This is a genomic window from Shewanella carassii, assembly GCF_019670705.1.
In the GTDB taxonomy this organism is placed as follows: Bacteria; Pseudomonadota; Gammaproteobacteria; order Enterobacterales; family Shewanellaceae; genus Shewanella; species Shewanella carassii.
Genome location: NZ_AP024618.1, coordinates 777,652 through 799,374 on the forward strand (window position 1 = coordinate 777,652; position 21,723 = coordinate 799,374).

Annotated in this window: 17 protein-coding genes; 10 read left to right on the forward strand and 7 right to left on the reverse strand. The window is 52.7% G+C overall.

What is annotated here, in order from left to right:
- Positions 1–38: 38 nt before the first annotated feature.
- From trxC to mtgA, 3 genes are all read left to right on the forward strand, one after another.
- Complete coding sequence (gene trxC, locus K5621_RS03680) at positions 39–464, forward strand: thioredoxin TrxC (RefSeq protein ID WP_221050452.1); 426 nt, start codon at positions 39–41, stop codon at positions 462–464.
- Positions 440–1,108 (forward strand): esterase/lipase family protein, encoded by a 669-nt coding sequence (locus K5621_RS03685; RefSeq protein WP_221050453.1) that lies wholly within the window; start codon positions 440–442, stop codon positions 1,106–1,108. Before trxC ends, K5621_RS03685 begins: the two co-directional genes overlap by 25 nt.
- Positions 1,109–1,283: 175 nt before the next feature.
- Positions 1,284–2,000 carry a monofunctional biosynthetic peptidoglycan transglycosylase gene (gene mtgA / locus K5621_RS03690; RefSeq protein WP_280638581.1) on the forward strand — a complete coding sequence of 239 codons (717 nt, stop codon included), beginning with the start codon at positions 1,284–1,286 and terminating at the stop codon, positions 1,998–2,000.
- On the opposite strand, the gene K5621_RS03695 is transcribed toward mtgA, so the two are convergent.
- A complete protein-coding gene (locus K5621_RS03695) occupies positions 1,984–3,735 on the reverse strand; it encodes a sensor domain-containing diguanylate cyclase (protein WP_221050454.1) in 1,752 nt (583 codons plus the stop codon). The two genes, mtgA and K5621_RS03695, sit on opposite strands and share 17 nt — an antisense overlap.
- Before the next feature lie 263 nt (positions 3,736–3,998).
- On the reverse strand, positions 3,999–6,026 hold the full coding sequence (locus K5621_RS03700) for a S9 family peptidase (protein ID WP_221050455.1): 2,028 nt from the start codon (positions 6,024–6,026) through the stop codon (positions 3,999–4,001).
- A gap of 317 nt (positions 6,027–6,343) precedes the next feature.
- On the opposite strand from K5621_RS03700, the gene K5621_RS03705 reads away from it, so the two are divergent.
- Together K5621_RS03705 and K5621_RS03710 are read left to right on the forward strand one after the other, a co-directional pair.
- A complete protein-coding gene (locus K5621_RS03705; protein ID WP_100142477.1) occupies positions 6,344–7,711 on the forward strand; it encodes an L-cystine transporter in 1,368 nt (455 codons plus the stop codon).
- Positions 7,712–8,036: 325 nt separating this feature from the next.
- Positions 8,037–9,728, forward strand: coding sequence for an ATP-binding cassette domain-containing protein (locus K5621_RS03710; protein WP_221050456.1), 1,692 nt, complete (start codon positions 8,037–8,039; stop codon positions 9,726–9,728).
- 11 nt (positions 9,729–9,739) lie between these two features.
- Here the strand turns inward: K5621_RS03710 and K5621_RS03715 are convergent, their stop codons facing one another.
- Both K5621_RS03715 and K5621_RS03720 read right to left on the reverse strand, forming a co-directional pair.
- On the reverse strand, positions 9,740–10,114 hold the full coding sequence (locus tag K5621_RS03715; protein ID WP_221050457.1) for a PH domain-containing protein: 375 nt from the start codon (positions 10,112–10,114) through the stop codon (positions 9,740–9,742).
- A gap of 10 nt (positions 10,115–10,124) precedes the next feature.
- Positions 10,125–11,978 carry a peptidase U32 family protein gene (locus K5621_RS03720; RefSeq protein ID WP_245003166.1) on the reverse strand — a complete coding sequence of 618 codons (1,854 nt, stop codon included), beginning with the start codon at positions 11,976–11,978 and terminating at the stop codon, positions 10,125–10,127.
- A 324-nt stretch (positions 11,979–12,302) separates the two neighbouring features.
- Between K5621_RS03720 and K5621_RS03725 the strand changes: the two genes are divergently transcribed.
- Positions 12,303–12,827, forward strand: a complete 525-nt coding sequence (locus K5621_RS03725; RefSeq protein WP_221050459.1) for a hypothetical protein — start codon at positions 12,303–12,305, stop codon at positions 12,825–12,827.
- Between the two features lie 103 nt (positions 12,828–12,930).
- Here the strand turns inward: K5621_RS03725 and K5621_RS03730 are convergent, their stop codons facing one another.
- From K5621_RS03730 to K5621_RS03740, 3 genes are all read right to left on the reverse strand, one after another.
- Complete coding sequence (locus K5621_RS03730) at positions 12,931–13,188, reverse strand: DUF2999 family protein (RefSeq protein ID WP_100142481.1); 258 nt, start codon at positions 13,186–13,188, stop codon at positions 12,931–12,933.
- A gap of 221 nt (positions 13,189–13,409) precedes the next feature.
- Complete coding sequence (locus K5621_RS03735; RefSeq protein ID WP_221050460.1) at positions 13,410–14,021, reverse strand: DUF5384 family protein; 612 nt, start codon at positions 14,019–14,021, stop codon at positions 13,410–13,412.
- Between the two features lie 3 nt (positions 14,022–14,024).
- Entirely contained in the window at positions 14,025–14,594 is a 570-nt protein-coding gene (locus tag K5621_RS03740; protein WP_100142483.1) for a glycine zipper domain-containing protein, read from the reverse strand.
- A 407-nt stretch (positions 14,595–15,001) separates the two neighbouring features.
- Between K5621_RS03740 and K5621_RS03745 the strand changes: the two genes are divergently transcribed.
- From K5621_RS03745 to K5621_RS03760, 4 genes are all read left to right on the forward strand, one after another.
- Positions 15,002–15,886: a LysR substrate-binding domain-containing protein gene (locus K5621_RS03745; RefSeq protein WP_221050461.1), complete on the forward strand. Its 885-nt coding sequence runs from the start codon at positions 15,002–15,004 to the stop codon at positions 15,884–15,886.
- A gap of 106 nt (positions 15,887–15,992) precedes the next feature.
- Complete coding sequence (locus K5621_RS03750; RefSeq protein WP_245003130.1) at positions 15,993–17,102, forward strand: efflux RND transporter periplasmic adaptor subunit; 1,110 nt, start codon at positions 15,993–15,995, stop codon at positions 17,100–17,102.
- Positions 17,099–20,197, forward strand: coding sequence for an efflux RND transporter permease subunit (locus K5621_RS03755; RefSeq protein ID WP_221050462.1), 3,099 nt, complete (start codon positions 17,099–17,101; stop codon positions 20,195–20,197). Before K5621_RS03750 ends, K5621_RS03755 begins: the two co-directional genes overlap by 4 nt.
- On the forward strand, positions 20,197–21,669 hold the full coding sequence (locus K5621_RS03760) for an efflux transporter outer membrane subunit (protein WP_221050463.1): 1,473 nt from the start codon (positions 20,197–20,199) through the stop codon (positions 21,667–21,669). The genes K5621_RS03755 and K5621_RS03760 overlap by 1 nt, the downstream gene beginning before the upstream one ends.
- Positions 21,670–21,723 lie beyond the last annotated feature (54 nt).

Genomic DNA, 21,723 nt, shown 5'->3' on the forward strand with positions numbered 1-21,723 from the left:
CAGTGTGCGGCGATAACGCCGCTTGAGAGGAGAATCCTATGTTGATTGCATGTCCCCAGTGCGCTGGAATGAACCGGGTGCCGGAAGAACGCCTGTCTCAAGGCCCTAAGTGCGGCCACTGTAAGCAACCTTTGTTTCAGGGCCGCCCAGTAGAATTGACTGATGCCAACTTTGCTAACCATGCCCATAAGTCAGAGCTGCCGCTGGTTGTGGATTTCTGGGCCAGCTGGTGTGGTCCCTGCAAACAGTTTGCTCCCATATTCGAGCAGAGCGCTGCCGAACTGGAGCCGGAGTTTCGGTTCGGCAAGCTAGATACCGAGGCTCAGCAAGCGCTGGCGGCCCAGTATGGGATCCGCTCCATTCCGACCATAATGCTGTTCAAAAATGGCCGAGTGATAGCCCAGCAGGCCGGTGCCATGCCCAAACAGGCATTTCAGCAGTGGCTCAAGAGCCAGCCTGCTTGAGGCTGGATAACAACAAAGCTCTGGTAGTGCTGGTGCATGGCTTCAACAAAGATGAGCGTGACATGGGATTTTTGGCCCAAGGCTTGTCCCGGCAATACAGTATCCTGTGCCCCAGATTGCCCACCCGTTTCGGCTCACTGCAACAAGCGGTAGTGACCTTACGCCAGGCGCTGGATGAGCAGAATTGGCAGCAGTATCCCGGGGTGCACTTTGTGGCTCATAGCATGGGAGGCTTAATCGTTCGGCAACTGCTGGCAGAGCAGCCGCCCGGCAATTTGGGCCACAGTGTGTTTATTGCCACGCCCCATGATGGTTCACCGCTGGCGAGTCTGGCCGATAAGCTTCCGGGATATTCCAGGTTATTTCAGCCGCTGCAATCTTTGCTGCCGGGGCAGCGCTGGGCAAGCTGGCGCGAAGATAGTCAGGCTCATCTTGGGATCATCGCCGGCAGTGGGACTCAGGATCCCTTGGGCGCCTTGATTGACGGCGAGTCCGATGGCCGGGTACCCCTGGCTTCTACCCGTTGTGATGATGCCAGTGATTGGATGGTGTTGCCCCTGTGCCATAAGGCCATACATTGGCATCAGGATATGCTGGCGGCGGTACAGGCCTTTCTTGAGCGCGGCCGCTTCGGCCCTGACTAAGGGGCTAAGAAAAGTGCCGCTGAGTCGCTCGGATGCTCCGGATAAGCTACAGATTGGAATTGGGGGCCGGGTTCGCACCTGGCAAAATACTCGATTATTATTCACTGAGGGTTTCCAGGCTCACTCAGTTTCAGGTGCACTCAGTTTTAGGTGAGCTTATTTATCAGGAGCGAATTTGGCCGCGAAAAAGGGATGGTTTAGGCGACTGACAGCCTGGCTGATAAAACTGCTGTTGGGGCTGATGATACTGTCCCTGCTGATGGTGATTGCCCTTAAGTTTGTTAACCCGCCGCTATGGAGCTGGCGGATTGAACGCTATTGGTTTCCGCCGGTGCCGGTCACACAGGTACAACATCAGGTGCAACACCAGTGGCAGCCGCTGACTCAGATATCTGCCAATATGCCACTGGCGGTGATCGCCAGTGAAGATCAGCGTTTTGCCTTTCATTCCGGTTTTGATCTCAAGGCGATTCAGAATGCCATAGAAGATAAGCTTCAGGGGGAGCGCCTCAGAGGCGCCAGCACCTTGAGCCAGCAAACCGCCAAGAACCTGTTTATGTGGTCTTCGCGCAGCTTTATTCGCAAGGGGGCCGAAGCTTGGTTCACCCTGCTTCTGGAGCTGGTGTTGGATAAGCCCAGGATCCTTGAGTTGTATCTGAATATTGTCGAATTCGGCCCGGGGATCTACGGCGTCGAAGCGGCGGCACAGCACTACTTTCATAAGAGCGCCGCTCAGTTGTCGTCCCGCGAGGCGGCCTTGCTGGCCGCCTTGTTGCCCAATCCCTGGCAATATCAAATCAATCCCCCCAGTGCTTACATGAACCGCCGCGCCGACTGGATCCAGCAGCAGATGCGGCAATTGGGACGGCAAATGCTTAAAGACCTGGATTGATTTCAACGCCGGTATCTAATTCTTGGTCGCTAGCGCTTGAATTGGCAACGACCCGATTGCGGCCACTGTTTTTGGCTTGATAAAGCGCGCCGTCGGCCCTTTTGACGGCCGCTTCTATCGACTCCGAGCCAATTTCGACCTCGGCTACGCCTATGCTGACAGTGCAACTGAGCCCGTCTCCCTCATCTGTGTTAATCAGCATCATTTCGATGGCCAGGCGCAGCTGCTCGGCGCGTTGCAAGGCTTGGTTTAGGGGGGATCCCGGCAACAAGATCACGAACTCTTCGCCGCCGAAGCGGGCCGCCATTTCGGCTCCTTGAAAGTGTTGTTTCAATAGTTTGGCCAGGGCGACTATGACCCTGTCGCCCCAGTGATGACCAAAGTTGTCGTTGATCTGCTTAAAGTTGTCTATATCCAGAATAAGTACAGAGATAGCCTCGCCATTGCGGCCGGCCAGCTTAAGTTGATAGTCGGCTTCGGAATAGAAATAGCGCCGGTTATAGAGTTTGGTCAGAGGATCTGTGGCCGCCTGGCGCTTGAGCTCTTCCTGCGAGGCGCGGATATCTTCAAGAATTTTGATCCTATAGGAGATGATAAACGCCAGGGTTAGGCCTTCCAGCATAATGCCGATACCGACTCCATGACTGCTGAGGTAGCTCGGAGAGATCAAGCCCTTGTAGAAGAGCACGGCTATGCCATTGAAGATAACGAAAAAGCTGTGGCCCACCAGAAAGTACTTCACCAGAGGATTGCCCTTGCGATAGAGGGAGATACTCACAGAGAAGGTCACCAGCATCATGACTGCCGCCATACTGCTGGCGGGTTTGAGTGCCGCAGAGATATCAAACAGCCCCCAAATCAGAAAGGCAAATAGCAGCAACAACAGCAATTGCAACACCTTGTGTTCTGAGGGATAGAATTGCTTGGTTTCGAAGATGGCCATCATAAACAACAGCAAGAAAATCGGCATGGTGAGCAGCGACAGGTTGAGCATAAAGACGCTCGAACCGTAGGCGTTGAATACGCTGGCGACTAGACCATAGGACAGGGCTATCCACACCAGACCGGAGATCAGATACAGCGAATAGTAGATGTTCTCTTTCTTGCTGCTGGCGAAATACAGCAGGCCGTTGTAGAACACTAATGCCAGCAACATACCCACCATGATCGCAATATCATAATGGGTGCTTACCAGAGCTCTTCGCGAATTGTCTTCATCCATCAGTGTCATGGCAAACCATTGATGGGAGTAAACATGGCTACGAATATACAGGGTTGTTATCTGATCTGACGCCGGAGTCAGTGGGTAGACGACAGTGCCCCGATACATGAGTGGGTTGTCGGCGGCCTGTTCGAGATCCAACCGCTCGTGTCGCTGCAGTTGTTGACCGTTTTCCTCATAGATGTCGATTTGCTGCACATGGTAAGCATGAGGCAGGTGCAAAAACAGCGGCTTTGCCTGCGAGAGCCTATTGTGCAGGTTCAGCTTGAACCAAGTGACTCTGGCACTGGTACCCAAGGTGGTGACATTATCGGTTACGCCGAAAGGCTTCTGGCGTGCCTGCTCAAAGCCAAGGTTTTGGCTGTCATCAATAAAATAGCCAATTTTGAACTCTTCGAGTGCAACACTGTTGTGTTCTATGTCAATGACCGGAAGGCTAGCCTGTTCTTTTGCAACAGACGTTAGGCTGGCCAGCAGCAAAAACATGCATAACAGCATGTATCTTAATTCCATTTAAGTATCCATCTTCCCCGGCGTTGGCATGTCCAAGCGCCTCTTTATTGTTCAATGGTACCCAAGGATAAAAAGTGTCGCCAGCATTACCGCTTGTTATGCGGTTTCTTGTTTGAATGACAGTATCTTGCAGTTGGGCAAATTGTAGAGTGGTGGGTTGATGGCGCCTCATTTAGATGTTGCAGCTTATATTTAGGCTCATTTGGGGCACTAAAAAAGGCGACCCTGAGTCGCCTTCTTGCTTGGATGCCGATTATCGGCGATTAACGTGGGCCCGGCTCGGCATAATGGGTCATCCAGTCTTTGACCTGGTTATACCAATAGATGGAGTTGTTGGGCTTCATGATCCAGTGGTTTTCATCGGGGAAATAGATCATCCGCGATTCCACTCCACGGCTTTGCAGGGTGCGGAACAGCTCAAAACCTTGTCCCACGGGTACCCGGTAGTCCAGCTGACCATGGCTCACCAGGGTCGGGGTATTGAAACCGGCGGCAAAGTAATGGGGTGAAATCGACTGGTAGATCTCCGGGTTTTCCCAGTAGTGGCCGAAACGGGTGCTGTGCACGGCGAAGTCGGAAGCCATCTGGGAGTACATGTCGTAAACGGCAGCATGGATCAACAGCGCCTTGAACGGATGTTTCTGCCCGAGGATGATGGAGGTCAGATAGCCGCCGTAGCTGGCACCACCGGCCACCATGCGATCGCTGTCGATCCAGCTCTTTTGTTCAAACCAGTCGGCCGCCTTGAGGACATCATCCAGAGACTTGTTTTTCCAGTCCGGGTTGATGGCATCGGCAAAGTCCTGGCCGAAGCCGCTGGAACCGTGGAAATTGGGCCAGGCGGTGACATAACCCCAGGAGGCGAAAGTCTGGGCGTTCCAGCGATAGTGGAAACCATCACTGATGGCGTTGTGTGGGCCGCCGTGTACCAGCATAAACAGCGGGTACTTCTTGCTGCGATCGAAACCCGGTGGGTAGTGCACCCACATCTGGATATCCTGGTTGTTGTAACCCTTGTAGGTCACAGACTCATAGCTGCCCAGATCCACATCCTTGAGCAGTTCGTCATTGAACTGCTCCAGCCTTTGGCCCTTGCCGTTTTTGGGATTGATCGCCAGCAGTCGCGCCGGATAAAGGAAGCTGTCGTTGAGGGCAATCAGAGTACCTTTCTTGCCTATCTGCGGCTGACCATAGTTGGTGTCCTTGGTGATCGCCTTCACTTTGCCGCTCTTGGCATCGATATGATAGATACGGCTGGTGGCGGCATCATCAATGGCGGCGTAGAAGCCTTTACCATCCGGCGTCCAGCTGAACTGAGACACAGATCTGTCCCAATTGGCGGTCAGGGTCTTGAGCTTACGGCTGTGGATATCCAGCAGCATCAGCCTGGAGGTGTCGGCATAGAAACCCGGGATCTTCTGGCGAGTGAAGGCCAGCGTCTTGCCGTCGGGGCTGAAGCTGGGGCGGCTATCGGGCGCTTCGTTGTCCGGCGTCAGGTTTTCAGCCTTGTCTGCGCCTATCTTGCCGAGGAAGATGTCCAGCTTGGGATCGACCCGGTTATCGGAGCCGTAGGCGTTGAAGGCGATCAGTTTCTCATCGGCAGACACATCATAGCTGCCGGCACTTTGACTCGAACGAGGCAGCTCATGGCCCAGCGTTTGAGTAATGGCTTCTATCTCGCCGCCCTTGGCGGGAATTCGGAACACATGCGCCTGACGACGTTCATCCAGCCAGTGATCGAACTGGGCATAGGGCAGGGCATTCCACTGCTTGGCCGAGGTCTTGTTGTCCTTGTCGGCTTTCAGCTGCTCTTGCATCTGCTTCCAGTCTTGCCCGGGGAAGATGTTGCTGATGAAATAGAGATGTTTGCCAACCCATTTGATGCCGTACACGCCGGTAGGCACCTCGGTCAGCCGCTGGGCTTCACCCGGGCCATTCATCGGCAGCAGATAGATCTGCCCTGCATCGTCTTCATTGCGCTGGCTGACAAAGGCCAGAGTGTTGCCATCGGGAGAAAATACCGGGTTGCTCACCTTGAGTCCGGCAGCAGTCAGTGGGCGTTGATGTTTGCCATCGGCATCAAAGTACCAAAGTTGGGTCGACCCTTTGTCGGCCTTGACATCATACTCGGTCACGGGGGCGATGATATGCTCGCCGCCTGGCGATACTACCGGGCTGCCGATACGCTTGAGTTGCCACAATAGCTCAACCGACAAGGGCTTGCCCGACTCTGCCCACGCCGATGCCAGTGGCATCAAGAGGCAGAGCAACAGAATTCCAACCTTCTTCACGGAAAGTCTCCTTTAGATACAGATAGTTATTATATTCGGCAGCTGAGGCTGCCTCGGGAGTATATCCCCGGATGATGAAAACAAGCTTATCCGGGCTGGATTTGATGGGATTATTTTGTGTAACTTTCTGTGAATGATGTCAGAGGAATATTGATTGAACCCAGAGCCTTGGAGGGGATTTCAACCTTGTTCCTCGCCGAGTTATTTATAATTAGAAGCTATAAAGAATAATAACTTAATATTTTGTCGTGCTTAAACAAGCGCCTATTATGCGTTAGATTCTCTCTTTATATACCGTTTCCCGTATAAGGTTCCATATGTCTATTGCAGTTATCGCAGCCATTGCGGTATTTCTCGGTGTTCTGTTTATTCTGTTTCTCCAACAGCAAAAAGAGCACAAATTATCCCGTCTGGTGCTGATCGGCTTAATCCTCGGCAGTGCCTATGGTTTCCTGATGCAGTCTTACTTTGGCGTGGACAGCCAGGTCACAGCAGAGGCGCTCAGTTGGATAGCCATAGTCGGTGGTGGCTATGTGGCCTTGCTGAAGATGGTGATCATGCCCTTGGTGTTGGTGTCCATGGTCGCGGCAGTGGTCAAGTTGGATAAGGGCGGCTCGCTCGGCAAGATCTCCTCCCTGACCATATTTATTCTGATGGCGACCACGGCCGTAGCGGCTTTGATAGGTATTCTGGTCACTTCCATCTCAGGGATTTCTGCCGAGGGGCTGATAGCCGGTAGCCGGGAAACGGCGCAAATGGCAGTATTGGATACCAAGGCGGCTTCGATTGCCGATCTGACTGTACCGCAAATGCTGCTGAGCTTTATTCCGGTAAATCCTTTTGCCGATCTGGCCGGTACCCGTTCCACTTCCATCATTGCCGTGGTGATTTTTGGTATCCTCCTCGGGATAGCGGCCCGCAAGGTGATGCATGAGAAAGAGCAACTGGAATCCCCCATACGGACCTTTGTTGAAGGTGCGCAGGCGATTGTTATGCGCCTGGTGAAGATGATTATGGCGCTGACTCCCTATGGTATTGCCGCGCTGATGGCCAAGGTGGTCGCCTCTTCCAGCGCTGCTGACATGCTCAACCTGTTGGGTTTTATTCTGGCCTCTTACGTCGCCATCCTGCTGATGTTTGTTGTTCACGGCATGCTGGTGGCCATGGTGGGTGTTAGCCCACTGGACTACTTCCGTAAAATTTGGCCCGTGCTGACCTTTGCCTTCTCGTCGCGCAGTTCGGCGGCGACTATTCCATTGAATGTCGAGGCTCAGGTGACCCAGCTGAATGTGCCGCCGGCCATTGCCAATCTGGCGGCCTCGTTCGGTGCCACTATCGGCCAGAACGGCTGCGCCGGTATCTATCCTGCCATGTTGGCTGTGATGGTGGCGCCCAGCATGGGCATAGATCCACTGGACTTGCATTTCATGCTGTCCTTGATTGCCATAGTGACCATCAGCTCCTTCGGGATAGCCGGTGTCGGTGGCGGTGCAACATTTGCGGCGCTGATCGTCCTGCCTGCCATGGGACTGCCGGTGGCCATTGTGGCGCTGCTGATCTCCATCGAGCCGCTGATTGATATGGCGCGTACCGCCTTGAACGTATCCGGTTCCATGACCGCAGGTACCATGACCAGTCGGCTATTGAAGCAAACCACGGAAAACCAGGCGGCCGAGCAGCAGTAAGCTGCCCCGGCTAACGGCTTGATAAAAAGGATGCTTCGGCATCCTTTTTTAACTTGTGCTCTCAACCCCAAAAGGGGCAAGCTGGATCTTTGTTGTCTCAGACGGTTATAATTCCGCCATCCTCGCCTATTGGAGCTTACGCCCAAATGAACAACTGACACCTGATCACCAATCTTTTTTACTTTTCCATTATTAGATTGGCAGGGTCGGTCGGCGTGTTCGCTCAAGTCTTTATTGTTGCAGTCAGTTGGCGCTCATTCGCCATATCATGACTGCTTAAACCCGGATCGGATCTCGCCGTGCCTCCCTGTCTGCAGGAGGCAAGATGCAGGCATTTCATGCAAGACAAATCTCACTCTATACCCATGGCCTTGAACCATTGTTTGCCGATATCAGCTGTAGCCTGAGCGCTAGAATGACCGGCCTCATTGGCCGCAACGGCATAGGCAAGAGTCTGCTGGGCGAAATATTCTGCGGTTTGAGAGCGCCGGATAGCGGCACGGTTGAGCGCCGGGGAATTTGCGGTATATACCGGCAGCAGCAAGAACCCAAGCTGCTAACGGCCGCAGCAAGCCGGGTTGATGGCTCCTCGTCCCAAGTGCCGACAATGCAAACCGGAAGCCGACTGAGCCAATGTCTGGGCTTGGCGACCAGATTACAGGCGCTGACACAAATAGAGCAGGGCTGTTGTGACAGTCATTGGTTTGAGCAGCTCAATGACGACTGGCAGGTGCGGCAAACCTTTTGCGAACTCTGCCGGGAGCTGGGGTTGCCGGCAGAGCCCGAGCTTGAGTTCGAACGCCTCAGTGGTGGCCAGCAGGCCAAGTTGAAACTGTGGCGTTTGTTTCAAAGCGAGGCCGACTGGTTGCTGCTCGATGAGCCTTCCAATCATTTGGACAGAGGCGGCAGACAGTGGCTGCGGCAGCGGATGTCGGCATTTTCAGGGCAGATCCTGCTGATAAGCCACGACATAGATCTGCTACGACAGATGGATGAAATCTGGGAGCTCAACAGCTTGGGGCTCGGTTCCTATGGCGGCAACTATGACAGCTATTGGCATCAGCACACCCTGGCACAGCAAGCGCTTGAACGCAGGTTGGAGAATGCCGTCAAGGCACAGCGTCAGGCAAGAAAGCAGGCACAGTTGAGCCGGGAGCGGGCACAACAGAGAGCAGCCAAAGGGGAGAAATTGGCGCGCAGTGGCAGCCAGGCCAAGGTGTTGCTCGACCATCAAAAAGAGCGGGCCGGTGCCAATGCGGCGGCCATGGCGACCCGGGAGCGGCAACATCAGCGACTGCTGGACTCTGAGCTTGCCGGGCTGAAACAGCAGTGTGATCAAAGGCGTAGGCAAAACCTGACTCTGGGGCGCGAAACCCTTGGCCAGCCTGTGGCGAAGCAGACGCTGGTACGGCTATTGGATGCTGTCTTGCCCTATGGCAGTCGAGAGCCTATCAATTTAACCCTCAGCAGTGGCGATAAACTGCGTCTGGCGGGGGCCAATGGCAGTGGTAAGTCCAGCTTGCTTCGGGTCTTACAGGCTAGGCTGGCGTTGAGCGCTGGGCAAGTGCAACTCAATGGCCACAGTGTCTATCTGGATCAGCATTTCAGCTTACTCAAGCCAGAGTGGACACTGTTGGAAACCCTGCAGCGCTGTGCTCAAGTTGATAGCAGCCCGATTGATCATAACCAGGTGAATCCCAGCCTGATGGATGACAGTCAGCGCCGCACTCTGCTGGCCCAGATAGGCTTTCGCGCCGAGCAGGTGCACCGCACTGTGGCTTGTCTCAGCGGCGGTGAAAAGATGAAGCTGGCCATGCTTTATGTCAGTCATCAGCGGGGCAATCCCTTACTGCTGCTGGATGAGCCTGACAATCATCTGGATATTGAATCGAAAGCGCGTCTGGCCGCGGCACTGGCAGCATACCCGGGCGCTTTTATTCTGGTCAGTCATGATGAGGAGTTTGTGGCGCAGACCGGCATTGAAGAAGCGTTTTCCCTGTCAAATAGCGGATCTTAGACTTTTTAACCTCAGAGCGTGAATTTGGCTATGGTCTTTTGAATACCTACCACATCAGTGCCGCGCTTGAGCTCTTTGACCAGGGGCTCTGCCTGGCCTGAGATCCACAGCCTGAGTTCGGCATCCATATCGAAGCGCCCGGCGGTTTCCACTTCAAAGTGTACTATCGCCTTGTAGGGGATGGAGTGATAACTCACTTTCTTGCCGGTCATGCCTTGTTTATCTATCAAGATTAGGCGCTTGTTGGTGAAGACAAACATGTCGCGAACCAGTTTACAGGCCAGCTGCAACTGTTCGCTGTCGGCCATAATCGGCGCCAGTTCTTCGTTGAGTTTATCCAGATCCACTTCACTGGCGTTGCCCATCAAGGCGTTCAAAAAACCCATGTTTTTCTCCTTAACCCACCAACAGCATTTCACACTTATGGCAGTCGAACACCAGCTTGAACTGCTTGCCACCCAGCTCCATTTCCAGCGGCTCTGCCTTGATCCCCGGCACTTCTTTGGGGCACATGTTGTAGCTGTAACGTATGCAGTGTTTGGTGATCATCAAAGGCGCATCGCCTTTCACCGGCCGCACTTCATAGGCATCGCGAATGGATACCACTCCGTGACGGGTATAGAAGTCCTTGGCTTTTTGGTTGGCCACATTGCCAAGATAGGTCAGGCTGCGCTGCGGGAAGCGGGCGCTGTCGTCCCGTACCCAGGGCGTGGGTCTTTGATACCCCTGAATGCGCGCTTCGTCCAGGGCTGCAACGGCATCACGGCGCAGGCCATTGATGATGGATGCCGGTACAAACACGGCTTCGGCATCGCCCAAATCCACTTGTCCGAGGCGAAAATCGGTATTGCCCAGCTTGGCGAGATGCTTGCCGAGTGATTCACGGTTGCGGCCAATATCCTTGGCCTGCTGTTTTTCGAAGTCAGCGGTCACTGTCGCCTGATGACCATGACGGTCGGCGGCGGTCAGCGCCAGACCTGTCTGGGTATTGCTGAGGCTGAAGTCCAGCAACAGGGTTCGCTCGGCAGATTCTTTGGCCAGCAGGGCTTCAAAGGCCTGATCTTTGTTGCGATATAAGGTGGCACCGACATAGAGATCTTTCGGCATGTTTTTCAGATACAGGGTGTTACCCTCGGCGCGGTTGACCCGAAAACCTGTCAGCTTGTCATCCGACAACCTGGCCTTTTGATAGTTGGCGGCGAAGAAGCCCAGGCCATCACCGTTGTGGAACTCGGTATCCGAGTCGACTTGGATGAAGTCTTTGCCTATCTTGCTGACTTTACCTACTTCTACTCCCAAGTATTTCGGGGTGCGGAAGTCGCCGATGTCCGCCTTGCGCTCATTGACAAAGTAGTCCGTCTTGCCGCGGTTAAAGCTCTTGTCCGGATCCGGGGTGAAGCTGTAGCTGCAGCGGCCGTGGGACGAGGGTTCAAACTCGGGCCGACGCGCCATGATGGCATCCAGTTGCTGGCGGTAGTGAGCGGTAACATTCTTGACGTAGCTGAGGTCCTTGAGTCGGCCCTCTATCTTGAAGGAGCGGATCCCGGCGTCGATCAGCGCTTCGAGGTTATCTGTCTGGTTGTTGTCCTTCAGCGACAGCATATGGTCGTTGCTGGCAATGATGTCGCCCTGGCGGGTCTTGAGATTACCCGGCATCCGGCATTGCTGTGAGCATTCGCCGCGGTTGGCACTGCGGTCTGTGTAGGCCTCACTGATATAGCATTGGCCGCTGTAGGCCACGCACAGGGCGCCATGGATAAAGAACTCAAGTCGCATCTTGGTCTCGGCGGCCACGGCGCGAATTTGGCTCAGACTCAGCTCCCGTGCCAACACCACCTGGGAAAAGCCCACATGCTCAAGAAAGGCGACTTTGGCCGGAACCCGATTATCCATCTGGGTACTGGCGTGCAGTGCAATAGGTGGCAAGTCCAGCTCAAGCAACCCCAAGTCCTGCACGATAATGGCATCGGCACCGGCCTCGTACACGGCCCAGATCAGGCGTCTGGCTTCTTCCAGTTCATCGTCCAGCAATATGGTGTTGATGGTGACAAATACCTGGGCGTGATATCTATGGGCAAACTGACACAGGCGAGTAATGTCCTCAATGCTGTTGCCGGCGGTATGACGGGCACCAAATGCCGGGCCGCCAATATAGACGGCATCCGCCCCGTGGCGAATGGCCTCAATACCGAAATCGGCATTCTTGGCCGGCGCCATCAGCTCCAGCTTGTTATCGGCCAGTTGCACCATTTGCTTTGGGGCCGCAGCAGGGGCTTGTGTCTGTTGGCCGGGATTAAAGAGTTCAACACCTGTAGTGGACATGACTTACCGCTCGTCTGGAAATGCCTGAAAATTTTGGGCACAAATTATAGCAGAGCCTGTCATTCATGATAGGGGAACTGTGACTTATGCCCTGTTTTTGCTATTTCAGCCGATAATAGTTGCTGAGGCAACACTGCGTTCGACAGTATTCAATACTTAGTGTTTAATAATTAACCCACAACTCTCAAAGCTTTACTGGCCCGAGGTTGGTTTGGTGGCATGAGAAGATACTCATATTTGGCAAGGAGTGCTATGGACACGTTTGCTCGATCTGAACTCCCTTTTTGGCAACGTCACTGGTTTTTTATCGCTGTGGCTCTGGTGTTGATCGGCGATGGTTTGACATTTGTTGATCATGACTTGTCAACTGCAGGTTGGTTGGAAATTATCTGGATTATTGATCTGGTCTTGGTTATCCCCCTGCTTTATTGGTGTTGTTACAGGCAACGGCGGAAGGCTGCGGTATTGAAGGCTATTGCGCTGAGCTGTGCTGGGATTTGGCTTGCCGGATACTTTGTCCCGAAAGAGCAGCATAATCTATTGAATGAGTTGGTGGTGGTGCGTTATTTGGGGGTGATAGTTCTGGTTTTATTTGAAATCAAATTAGTTGCCCAGATATATCGTGCGGCCTTTTCCGGACTCGCCGCGACTACTGAGTCGGCTCGGCAAGCTGAAGACTTGGGAATGCCGGCTTGGGTAGTACGTTTGCTGCTTTGGGAGGCCTCTTTGTGGCGCAGAGTGTGGAGCTGCCTTAAACGCTTCGGGCGGAGGCAATAACAAAGGTTCGGGGCTGTAAGTATTAAACCTTTCTTTTGGGTAGTGGCGCAGATCATGCGTTAGAGATAGCCTGAATATTCACTCAGGCTATCTCTAAGTTGAATCAAGCTGAGGGAGACAGTTGCTTTTTAGCGGCTTCTACTTTGGAAAAATCCAGTCCCAGCTGTTCCACGGCTTCTTTGATCAGCGCCGGATTCTGCATCACTTGCATCATCAAGCTTTGCAGCTTTTCCGGTGGCAATCCCAACTGACCCAGAGTACCCATGGCCATCAGGGGATTTTCGGTCAGGCTCTGGAACAGGCTGTTTATTTGTTCGTCGCTGATATTGTGCTCTTTTAACAGGGCAATAATCGGATTCATGGTGGATCCTCTCTGGCATTCATCGTTTCAAATGAGCCGATTTTAACAGATCAGGCTTGAGGTGCCAGAGGCGTGGTGAGCCGATGTGGGGAGCACAAAAACAAGCATGCGCCATAGGGGGGATAAATCTCAGACCTGGCTCTATCCAGCGGGGCTTTGCTTTCTGGAGAGAAATTCAGGTCCGAGATTATGTGTACTGAGCTAATACAGCTTAATGGCTCTTAGAATAACTTATCTGATTCTTTGATGGCGGCGTCTCCAATTTTTGACTTGAACGTTGCATCACCCTTGGCATCTATGACTATGGCCTCGCCCTGCTTTTTCTGTAACTCGGCATTGCTCTCTGCCTTTATTCGGGTGGCATCCGCTTTTGACTGGATCAGATCTGCAGTAGCGGTTGTTTCACTGATAACGGCTTTTTCAGCATTGACCTGGTTGTTGGCAAAATCTGCCGCCCTTTTGGCTCTGGCTTCCGCCATTGCTTTCTTCTCGGCCAACATCATTTTGCGTTCTTCAAGTTCCAGGGCTCTTAGCTCATCTTCGTACTGTTGATCGCGATGTTTATCCGCCAAGCGTTCGTTGGTTAGGGCTTTTTGATTCTGAGCTTTTATTTCTTTAGCTTTTAACTTAGCCATTTCTAATTCTTTTTGCGCTTTTAGTGCGGCCATTTCCTTAGCTTGTTTTTCTTTTTCCTTTTCTAGATGCAGTGAATTTATTTCTGATTCAACTTTTTCTTTTTCGAGTTTTTCTGCCTGCTGTATCTCTAATAAAGGGTTGGCGAATGCAGGTTGAAACAACATTGCAAAAAGGGCAATACCCATTGATTTTTTCATCAATTATCCCTCTTTAGGTTTTGGACAGGCTGCATTGGGTTGGATTCGAGTATTGCCTTTTACAGTTTGAACCAATAATGCGACCCCGGGTTGATATTCACAAGAGCGTCCAACTTGGGCCGAGATAAAGGTTTTCATATGTTTTACGGCTTGGGTGACTCGCTTGCCATCAACAACATCTTCTAAGTCTTCTATCACTTCTTGTCTGTATGTTATTTGTACGCCATCGACCATGACCTTGTTATCAACTAAATTGCCTGAAACATGGCCGGCGGCGCCCCCGGCTAAACCACCAATAGCGGCACTTTGACTGTCATTAGTTGAACCTATAGCCGCTCCGACAATGGCTCCCAACAACATGCCTGCCGATTTTGCTTGTTTTTGACCTTCCGTATTGTCGACAGCCACTTTAGCCGGAATTGTGGTGATAATTTCGACCGTTCTAGCTTCGATAGCCGTGTTGACTTGTTCTGTTGTATACGAATCTGAACGGAACTCTTCCCCGGTAGATTGACACCCACCAATCAATGAAAAGCTGGCAATGATTAGTGCTGAAATGATGCTTTTTTTCATAGTTACATCCTTTTATTTGTAGTTGTTTTTATTTTATTGCCGGGGTCATTAACTTTTAAGCCGGTTTCATTTTTTAATTTAATAATGTGATTGTGGTCTTGAGAATTTAAAGTTGTATTTTTTATGTGGGAAGTATTATTTCCGGTTTATAATTTGTGATGACTATTGAAGTAGAACGTTGTGATTATTTTGTTTTCATTGATGCTGAATTGTTTTTTTACTGTGGATTTTGTCTGAATTTAATAACTCTTTTTATGAGTTAATGATTTACAATGAGATTGGTAAGTTTGTGGCAGGCTGCATTGAGTCGTACTCAGCACGATATGAATGATTGAGCCTTGGCATTTGTCATATTGGTCTCTTCAGAGGCATAGTGTGTAACCTGTGTTTGGCACGAGAAGAAAACAGTGAAAATTGACGATCTCAGATTGTTTTTATCGGTTGTGGATCTGGGCAGTTTCGCCGCTGCTGCAGGCTCCATAGGGGTTCCAAGGGCTTTTGTCAGTCGCCGTATCGGCGAGTTGGAGGCTGATTTAGGCAGCAAACTCTTTACCAGAACCACACGTAAGCTGACTCTGACGCCAACCGGGGAAATCTACTATCAGCAGTTGCTGGAGATTATTCCCAGATTGGAGTCGTTAAATGAGTCGATAAAGAACCAAAGGAATATGCCAACGGGCTCGGTAAAACTGGGTTTAATTGGCGATGCCGATATTGTCGCCCACAACCTGTTGCAGGAATTTCTTCGAACCTATCCGTTGATCACTTTGGAAACTCATGTCAGTAACCTGGGATACCACGATATTTTGACCTATGGCCTGGATGCCTGTGTTCATATCGGTGAGATGAAAGACAGCTCCTTTGTGGCCCGTCCCTTGATGAGAGGATTACGAAAACTCTATGCCAGCCCGGATTATATCGCGCTGCATGGCATGCCCGCATCGATTGAAGATCTGGATAATCATGCTTTGATCATTCACCGTTTGGCTAACGGCGAGCTGGAAGATAAATGGACTTTTAACCAGGGCGAGTACCGCACCCATAGCCGACTGATCTCCAACAATAGTTCCTACGTAAAACATGCAGTTATGAATGGGGCCGGTATCAGTTTGTTGGCTGAGCTGAGCGCTGCAGAACATGTTAAATCGGGTGAGTTGGTAGAAGTACTGCCAGAGTGTGAAGTTTATGTTGATGATGTTTGGTTGGTTTATCCCAGTCGCAAGGGGATGACCCATGCCGCCAGGTTATTGATCGACAGCATACTCGAAGAGGCCCGTAAGTTGGATCTGTAGATTGTCACGAATTTCGTGACATTGATGTGTAAATATATGTCATTGTTTTAAATATGGCCCGGTATTACTCTGTGCCGCAATTGATTCAAGTAGTTAGGAAATTGCAGTGACAAGAGTAAAACCGACCGGGCTAAAGGTGAGCCTGCTTTGCAGTAGCGTGGTATTCATGCTGTGGGGTTGCGGTAACAGTGAGCAGCCACAGGCGGCCTCGGCCGCGCTTCCTCTGGTGCAGGTGATGGAGCTTCCGGCTCCGGTCAGTGACAGAATGCATCAGTTCAGTGGCATTCTGGAGTCGGACAAGACGGCCGAGCTGTCTTTTCGGGTGCCGGGCACACTGGAGCAGATCTTGGCCGATGAAGGCAGTGAGGTCAAAAAGGGCCAGGTCATCGCCCGTTTGGATCCCCATGACTTTCGGGTCAGCGTGATGGAGCTTGAGGCCAGGCTCAGCGAGGCCGAGGCTGCACATCGCTTGGCAACCATCGAGCTTAAGCGGGTTCGCGCCGCCATGAATGACAAGGCGATAGCTGGGGTCAAGCTGGATCGGGCGATCAGCGCCGAAGCCCGCGCCAATGCCGGTGTCGAGCTGCTGAAGCAATCTTTGAAAAAGGCCCAGGATTCCCTGGCCTATACCTCTCTCAAAGCCCCCTATGACGGCGTCATAGGTAAGCGCTTCATCGACCAATATGAGCTGGTGGATGTCGGCACCCCAATAGTCACCATACATCAACCCACCACGCTTAATGCCGTGGTCGATGTCTCTGAAAGTCAAATTTGGAATCTACGCCAGGGCGCCAGTGGTGAAGTCTCCTGGTTCAACGCCGAAGGCTCGGTTGCGGCCGAGATAACCCAGATTGCCAGTGTCCCCGATAGGCTCAAACGCACCTATGAAGTGACCTTTGCCCTGAAACAAGTGCCCAAGCAGTTGGTTGCCGGAAAGGCGGTCAATGTGGCGGTGAACTTGCCTTACGCCAGCCAAAAGCCGGTGTTTTGTATTCCGGCCATGGCGGTATCCAGCCAAAAGACCCAGCTGTATGTCAATCGGGTGGTTGATGAGCATGCCAGGGCGGTAGCGGTCAAAGCCGTGAGCCAAACCGATGACTCTATCTGTGTTTCCGGTGAACTCCAGCAAGGCGAGCGCATTATTTTGGCCGGTGGCGCCTTTGTGGAGGAAGGGCACAAGGTGGCGGTATTGGGCGAGGCGCAAGTTGAGTCATGAATCTGTCTACCTTTGCACTGAGACAAAAAACCTTTGTCATTTTTTTCACTGTCCTGGGGATGATTGCCGGGATCTACTCCTATTTTGATCTGGGGAAGTTGGAAGACCCTTCATTTACGGTTAAAAGCGCGGTTATCGTGACTCTCTATCCGGGAGCCGATGCCAAGGAAGTGGAACAGTTGGTGACCGATAAGGTTGAGACCAAGCTGGAGGAGATGGAGTCGCTGTGGAAGTTGCGCTCGTTGTCCCGTCCCGGTAGCTCGATGATCTTTGTCGATCTCAAAGAGAAGGTGAACTCTGACGAACTGCCGCAGCAGTGGGATTTACTGCGCCGCAAGGTGGAAGATGTGAAGCTGGAGCTGCCGATGCAGGCGCAGATCAGCATAGTCCAGGATGAGTTTTCCGAAGTCTACGGCATGTTGTTTGCGGTCTATGGCGACAACATGAACATGGCTGAGATGAAAGACCACGCCAGAGAGTTGCAGCGGCGGATCAAGGCGGTCGAGGGCGTGAAAAAAGTGCAGCTGCACGGCATTCACGAGCAGGTGGTCAATATCCGCATCTCGGAAGAACGTCTGAGCGAAACCGGCCTGACCATGCTGCAACTGATCGATCAGTTGCAGAGCCAGAATATGCCAGTGACCACAGGTGATTTTGATCTGGGGATTGAAAACCTGCGGGTAGAGCAGGGCGGCAGTTTCCAAACTGTGGATGATATTCGTAACGTCAGTATTCAAACCGGGATCAATGGTTTGAACTCGGCGGTGATCCGCTTGGGCGATATCGCCGATATCACGATGGACTATCAGGATCCTGCCACTACTTTAAGCCGTTTTAATGGCCAACAAGCGGTTACTCTGGCTGTGAGCCCGGTTAACGGTATCAATGTGGTTAGCATAGGCGACACCCTTAAACAGGTGCTGGCAGATTACCAGGCCGAATTGCCTGCGGGTGCCGGTATCGGGGTTATCGCTTATCAGCCGGAAGAGGTGCAGAAGTCGGTCAATAACTTCATCAGCAATCTTATTGAAAGTATTGTGATTGTTGTGGTTGTGTTGCTGATCTTTATGGGCTGGCGCAGTGCTTCGATTGTCGGCGCCAGTTTGCTGCTGACGATTCTCTTTACCCTGGTTTATATGAATTTGACCAATGTGGATCTGCAGCGGGTCTCCCTGGGTTCATTTGTGCTGGCCTTGGGAATGCTGGTGGATAACGCCATTGTGATAGTGGATCTGTTCCAGGCCAAGATTAAACAAGGGATAGAGCGCACTCAGGCGGTTGTCGACAGCATCAAGGAGATGGCGGTTCCGCTGCTGGCGGCGACTGTGATTGCCGCCATGGGTACGGCGCCGGTATTGCTGTCACAAACCGACTCGGCCGAGTTCTCCTTGTCCATCGTCCAGGTGCTGTGCAGTTCACTGCTGCTTTCCTGGGTAATCGCCATGATAGTCACGCCGCTGATGTGCTGGTTCTTCCTCGGCACGGCCGTTGATGAAGACAAGGCGAAAGCCCCTTCTCGTTATTGGCTGATGTATCAAAATGCAGTTGATTGGGTAGTGGAAAACCCCAAGAAAACCTTACTGTATGTTGTCCCTTTACTGGTCGGCACCCTGTTGGCCGCACCGCTGCTGAAGGTGAACTTCATGCCGTCATCGGACCGGGCGATAGTGTTTTTGGATTACTGGTTGCCCAACGGTGGCCGCATAGAGCAGACCTCTGCCGATATGCGCAAGGTCGAAGCCTGGTTATTGCAGCAGCCAGAGGTGGAAAGTATCTCCAGCTCGGTCGGCGAGAGTGCACCGCGTTTTTCGGTGACAGTTGAACCTGAGCCGCTGGACTCCAGCTATGGTCAGATACTGATCAACACTCGCAACTATGAGGATATTGAGCCCCTGGTCGTTCGTGGTGATGCCTGGTTAAAGGCGCAATTCCCCTATGCCGAGCCGAGATTCAGGGATCTCAAACTGGCGACCAAGGATAAGTATTCGGTTGAAGCGCGCTTTATCGGCCCGGATCCCGAGGTGCTGCATCGCCTGGCCGATGAGGCAAAGGCTGTGATGGCAGCACACCCCAATCTCAAATATGTTCGCGACGACTGGCGCCAGGAAAGTAAGGTGATGACGCCTATGGTCGACCTGCATGCGGCGCGCCTCGCCGGCGTGACCCGAACCGATATTGCCAATGCCATCAATCGGGTGACCGAAGGCAGCCAGGTGGGCACCATGAGGCATGGGGATGACCTTATTCCCATTAAGCTGCGCAGCGCCAACGCGACTCTGGAGCACTTTGAGAATATTCCGGTGCGCTCTTTGCTGGGCACTCACAGCGTGCCTATGGGGCAAGTGGTTGAGAGCATAGAGATCAAGGGTGAAGAAAGCATGATCTGGCGTCGCAACCGGCTGCCGGCTATTACGGTTCAGGCCGGAGTTAGCGGCGACACCGCATCCAATGTTCGTCAGCAGATTGCCGCCGAGATTGAAGCCATTGCCTTGCCGGCTGGCTACAAGATGGAGTGGGGCGGGGAATACTATGACGAGCAGCGCTCCATTAAGGACTTGCTGGAACAAAACCCCAAGGCCACCTTGCTGATGCTGATCATTCTGGTCGCCATGTTCAATGCCTTCCGCCAACCCATGATCATTATGATCACCTTGCCGCTGGCCTCCATCGGCATTGTCTGGAGCCTGTTGTTGCTGGATAAACCCTTCGGCTTTATGGCAATAGTCGGCATGATCTGCCTCTCGGGCATGATCATCAAAAACGGTATTGTCCTGATGGATCAGATAGAGCTTGAGCGTCGTAACGGTTTGGGCATCGCCGAGGCGATCAAGGCTGCGACCTTGAATCGAACCATGGCGATCTCAATGGCGGCGTTGACTACGGCGCTGGGGATGATCCCTCTGCTTACCGATCGCCTGTTTGATCAGATGGCGGCCACCATTATTGGCGGTCTCACAGCGGCATCTGTGCTGTCACTGTTTGTAATGCCGGCTCTTTATCGTCTGTTTTATCACAGGGATGAACAAAGAGAAGCCGAACAAATTGAGCCGGCAGCCCCATCACAGCCTGTATTGACAGCCAAAGAGGTGAAGTAATGAAAAAGCATATTTTGGCTGCCATTGTCGGCGTAACCCTGGTCAGTGGTTGCAGCATGGCACCTGATTATCAGTTGCCAAGCGTGAAGGTCAGTGAGCTGTATTTCAATGCCGATACCCAAGGTGTGGCGGCTCAGGCCCTTGACTATCAAGAGTGGTGGCGGCAGTTCAATGATCCGCAATTGGATGCCTTGGTTGCTGCAGCCCAGCAGCAAAACATCAACCTGAAAATCGCCGCCGAGCGGATCCGTTCGGCCCAGGCCTACGAAACGGCAGTGTCATCTTTGAATTTGCCTTCGGTTTCTCTGGGCGGTGGGTATATGGATCTGCGGATCAGTGAGAACGATCCCATGATGGGGGGCGCCGTTTCCGGTGTTGCCTTGCCCGACGCCCTCGGTGGCGGCAGCGTCAAACTGATGGACAGAGACCCCAATAGCAGCTTTCTCGGGGCGACGATAGCCTGGGAGGCCGATCTGTTTGGTCGTATAGATAGCCTGAGCCGGGCCGCCGAAATTCGGGTTGAGCAGGCAAGAATACTGAAAGCCAACCTCACCACCCTGATGACGGCCGAAGTCATAGATAACTATCTGCAATATCGCGGCGCCGAGGAGCGGATGCTGATCGCTGCCAAGAATATCAAGGAGCAGACAGAGGTGCTGGCACTGGTGGAATCGCTGGAGCGCCATGGTTATGGCTCCAGCCTGGATGTAGCCAATGCCAAGGCGGCACTGGCGACGACCAAGGCGATGCTGCCCATGCTGGACTCGGCCAAGCAGGCACATCTGCATCGGCTGGCGTTGCTGCTTGGGGAGAATATCAACCAAACCCAGGCGCGTTTGACTGATGCCGCATTACCGCAGATGCAGCAGTTGATCCCGACCGGTGTGCCTTCTGAATTGTTGACCCGGCGTTTGGATATCGCCTTGGCCGAGCGGGAAATTGCCGCCAAGAACCAGGAGTTGGGGGCCGCCATTGCCGCCAAGTACCCAAGCTTTTATCTGACCGGCGCCCCGGGATTATCGGCAGATCACTTTGACGATCTCTTCTCCTCTGGCTCCACCACTTGGGCGCTGGCGGCGGGGTTCAACTGGAATATCTTCGATGCCGGTCGGACTCAAGCCATGGTCGATATCCAGGAGAGTGGTTTTAAGACCGCCGTGATGAGTTACCAACAGACGGTCAATAACGCCATCAATGAGGTGGAAACTGTGCTGAGACTCTACGGCAATAGCCAGGAATATCATAAGCATATAGCCAAAGCCGAGGCCCAGGCCGAGACGGCGGTGACCAAGGCCACCTCCCTGTATCGAGCCGGGCTTGAGAACCACTTGAGTGTGTTGAATGCCCAGAACGTTAAAAACAACATTCAGGATGCCGAAGTGGTGGCCAGGCTCAATACCGCCTCTACTGTTGTCACTCTGTATAAGGCGCTTGGGGGCGACTGGAGCTTGGAGCAAACCCAGTCGCAATAATAAGGCATTGATCTTAGGTGCAGAAGGCTTTGGATGAGTCTATCCCTGCACCCG

Excerpts from the sequence above, each read along its gene's own strand:
- trxC (WP_221050452.1), top strand. The coding sequence starts at position 39 with ATGTTGATTGCATGTCCCCAGTGCGCTGGAATGAACCGGGTGCCGGAA.
- K5621_RS03695 (WP_221050454.1), bottom strand. The coding sequence starts at position 3,735 with ATGGAATTAAGATACATGCTGTTATGCATGTTTTTGCTGCTGGCCAGC.
- K5621_RS03705 (WP_100142477.1), top strand. The coding sequence starts at position 6,344 with ATGTCTATTGCAGTTATCGCAGCCATTGCGGTATTTCTCGGTGTTCTG.
- K5621_RS03710 (WP_221050456.1), top strand. The coding sequence starts at position 8,037 with ATGCAGGCATTTCATGCAAGACAAATCTCACTCTATACCCATGGCCTT.
- K5621_RS03715 (WP_221050457.1), bottom strand. The coding sequence starts at position 10,114 with ATGGGTTTTTTGAACGCCTTGATGGGCAACGCCAGTGAAGTGGATCTG.
- K5621_RS03720 (WP_245003166.1), bottom strand. The coding sequence starts at position 11,978 with ATGGTGCAACTGGCCGATAACAAGCTGGAGCTGATGGCGCCGGCCAAG.
- K5621_RS03725 (WP_221050459.1), top strand. The coding sequence starts at position 12,303 with ATGGACACGTTTGCTCGATCTGAACTCCCTTTTTGGCAACGTCACTGG.
- K5621_RS03730 (WP_100142481.1), bottom strand. The coding sequence starts at position 13,188 with ATGAATCCGATTATTGCCCTGTTAAAAGAGCACAATATCAGCGACGAA.
- K5621_RS03735 (WP_221050460.1), bottom strand. The coding sequence starts at position 14,021 with ATGAAAAAATCAATGGGTATTGCCCTTTTTGCAATGTTGTTTCAACCT.
- K5621_RS03740 (WP_100142483.1), bottom strand. The coding sequence starts at position 14,594 with ATGAAAAAAAGCATCATTTCAGCACTAATCATTGCCAGCTTTTCATTG.
- K5621_RS03755 (WP_221050462.1), top strand. The coding sequence starts at position 17,099 with ATGAATCTGTCTACCTTTGCACTGAGACAAAAAACCTTTGTCATTTTT.
- K5621_RS03760 (WP_221050463.1), top strand. The coding sequence starts at position 20,197 with ATGAAAAAGCATATTTTGGCTGCCATTGTCGGCGTAACCCTGGTCAGT.